This is a genomic window from Arthrobacter mobilis (genome assembly GCF_012395835.1).
Lineage (GTDB): Bacteria > Actinomycetota > Actinomycetes > Actinomycetales > Micrococcaceae > Crystallibacter > Crystallibacter mobilis.
Genome location: NZ_JAAZSQ010000048.1, coordinates 1 through 2650 on the forward strand (window position 1 = coordinate 1; position 2650 = coordinate 2650).

The window sequence follows — 2650 nt, forward strand, 5'->3', positions numbered from 1 at the left end:
CGGGGGCCCGGACCCCTTTAACGGCTCTTCACGCTTGGTGGGGAAATCCCTGGTGAATCAGTGTTTATGCCGTCGTTTTGGCGGCACTGGCCATCAGGATACGTGATTGGTAGTTCCAGGGGTTCCTGTAGCCGCGTCCCTTGCGTTTGATGTTCTTGATCGTGGTGTTGTTGGCCTCGACCTTGGCCGTGGTGGCGCCGGTGACGATGAGCACCTCGATCTCTTTCCACCACCGGTTCACGGTCCGCCAGAGCCTGTTGGTTTCGGGCATCGCGGCGGCCTGGACGTAGCCGTGCAGCTTCTGCTTTGCTGCGGCGGCGCCCTCCAGCGATCCGGTGCGCAGGACTAGGCGCAGCTGTTCCTTGACCTCCCAGGCGGCCTGCAGCTTCCCGGTGGGATCATCGGTGGCGAAGACGCCGGCGAGGCGGTCCAGGCCGGCCGCGGAGAGGTCGGAACCGGCGCGCAGCAGCAGGCGCCGGTTCGCCCAGGCCGGGTCCGCGGCCCGGCCCCGCCGGCCCCGCACTTGCTGGCTCAGGCGCTGCCGGACCTCGGTCAGCGCTTGGTTGGCCAACTGGATCAGATGGAAATGGTCTACGGACACCGCGGTGCGTGGCAACCACATGCGCAGCGCCCTGCGGAAGGCCGCGGACGGGTCGATGGCCACCACCTGCACGCCCAGGCGCCATTCGAGCGGGCGCTTGAACAGCCAGTCACCGACCCCGGTGCTGTCCCGGCCGTCCACGATGCCCAGGACCTGTCCGGTGTCCAGGTCGACGATGGTGGTCATCCAAGGCTCGTACCGGGTCCAGGTCCCGGTCCCGGGGTCCTTGAAGAAGCGCACGGAGCGGAACCGGTGCTCATCGATCCCGAGCATCCGGGGACGCAGCCGGTCCACATCCGGCAGCCGGACGGCGGCAGAGTCCAAGGCCCGCTGGACCAGCCACCAGGACACCCCCGTACGCCGAAGCGGTCTCGGAGACCGCCCTGCCGGAGTCAATGACCGCAGACACCAGGTCCTGCTTCAGCCGGGCCGTCGAGCGGGCGAACCGGGGTACCTGCGGTGCAGCCTCGCTGAACGATTTCCGGCCGCAGAGCACCTCGTCGCAGAACCAGCGCCGCTTGGCCCACACCAGTTCCACCGCCCCGGCCACCGGGATGTCCCGGATCCGCTGCAGGCGTCCGGCCTTGCGTCGGGACGAGATCACCCCGCACCCCGGGCAGCCCGGAGGGAAGGTCGATTCGACAATGATCCGCCGCAGTTCCCCTGCCAGGAACTCGGTATTGATGACACGGAAATCGGGCAGGTTGAAGATCATGGTGGCAGCATCAGATGCCGCCGAAGTAGGCTGAACCAAGGCTCGTGGATCCTGTTCGGATGAATGCGTAGACAACACTCATCCAACAGGGCCACGGGTCGTCTCAGCTTCTACGCCACGAAGCTATTTCCCCACGAACCGCGAAGAGCCCCTTTAACCCCCCGCCCCCGCCTCCGGCACCGGCAGGTCACGCACCGCCGGCCCGGCACTCCGCCGAGGACTACTTCGGCAGGCAGAGGTCCGGAGCCAGCCCTGGCATGGTCCTTGCCGTTCAGGAACTTCTGCGGCACCAGGCGGGGCGTGTTCCCGGCGGCACCGCGGCGGCCCCGAGTCCGCCGGCCGTGGATTTACCCGGCGGGCGTGGAGCACCGGCTTGCCTACGGCCGTACCGGACCCTGGCGGGCTCATCCACCAGGGCGGGCTCATCCGCCAGGGCGTGCGCCGGCCCGCGCTCAACACATCAACCCGCAGGCATGCAGAAGCTCCAGTGGGGGCCTTCCACCGCATTCCGGTTACCCCACAGCATCCGTTCTCCGGCTCCTGGCAGGACCAATCCGGCGCAAGGGCGGCATCAGCTTCCGGCAGGTCATTGCCTTCCGGGCCAGTGCCGGTCGGACGCGGGACCTGCCACGGCCGGCGGCGGCAATTCCTGCCAAGACCCGCACTGTTTTCCTGCATGCGGCCATCGCCTGCCTTTTCCGGGTCATTGTTCCTGCGTACCTTGTTCTGTACGGTGGATTTGGGCAGCCGAACTCCGGTGAAATGAGGAGCGCCATGGCGATTGCCAGCGGGAGCGTCGACGCCGGCTTAAGTGCTGGTGACAGGTGCCTGCAGCGGGTGAAGTGTGGTCAATTTCTCGTGGTTTTTCACCGAGTTCCTTCCGCTCGGAAGCACGTACCTGGGAGGGGTTCACCTCCGTCGTGCAGACAGTAGCTCTTCGGCCAAGGAGGCTTAGCCACAGAGCCTTTGCCGGCATCGGGTCCTCAGTGCCGTGCATGTGACCAGCGCAATGGAAGGAGTTCACGTGGAGCAGGATATTCAGAGCAGGATCAAGCATCTGATCGAAGAGGAACAGAGGCTGCGCGAACCGGTCATCAATGACCGGGACGAGGCTGAAACACGGGCGGGCAAACTCAGGCAGCTCGAGGAGGAACTGGATCAGTGCTGGGATCTGCTCCGGCAGCGGCGCGCGAAAGCCCGTGCCGGCGAAGATCCGTCCGAGGCAGAGGTGCGTCCGGTTGAAGAGGTGGAGAACTACAGGCAGTAGGCTTTGCCGGAACTGCAGTTGCACCGCCGGGCTGCTGCCGCCGTGTGCCGGGCGTCGGGCGGGCCGT

3 protein-coding genes are annotated in these 2650 nt (G+C 66.4%); 1 reads left to right on the forward strand and 2 read right to left on the reverse strand.

Annotated elements, in window-relative coordinates; genetic code table 11:
* Positions 1-64: 64 nt before the first annotated feature.
* Together HGG74_RS20720 and HGG74_RS21825 are read right to left on the reverse strand one after the other, a co-directional pair.
* On the reverse strand, positions 65-925 hold the full coding sequence (locus tag HGG74_RS20720; protein WP_246263138.1) for an ISL3 family transposase: 861 nt from the start codon (positions 923-925) through the stop codon (positions 65-67).
* Positions 858-1316 carry a transposase family protein gene (locus tag HGG74_RS21825; protein ID WP_246263140.1) on the reverse strand — a complete coding sequence of 153 codons (459 nt, stop codon included), beginning with the start codon at positions 1314-1316 and terminating at the stop codon, positions 858-860. The genes HGG74_RS20720 and HGG74_RS21825 overlap by 68 nt, the downstream gene beginning before the upstream one ends.
* A 1024-nt stretch (positions 1317-2340) precedes the next feature.
* Here HGG74_RS21825 and HGG74_RS20725 point away from each other — a divergent pair.
* Complete coding sequence (locus HGG74_RS20725; protein ID WP_376766165.1) at positions 2341-2583, forward strand: DUF2630 family protein; 243 nt, start codon at positions 2341-2343, stop codon at positions 2581-2583.
* Positions 2584-2650: the final 67 nt, after the last annotated feature.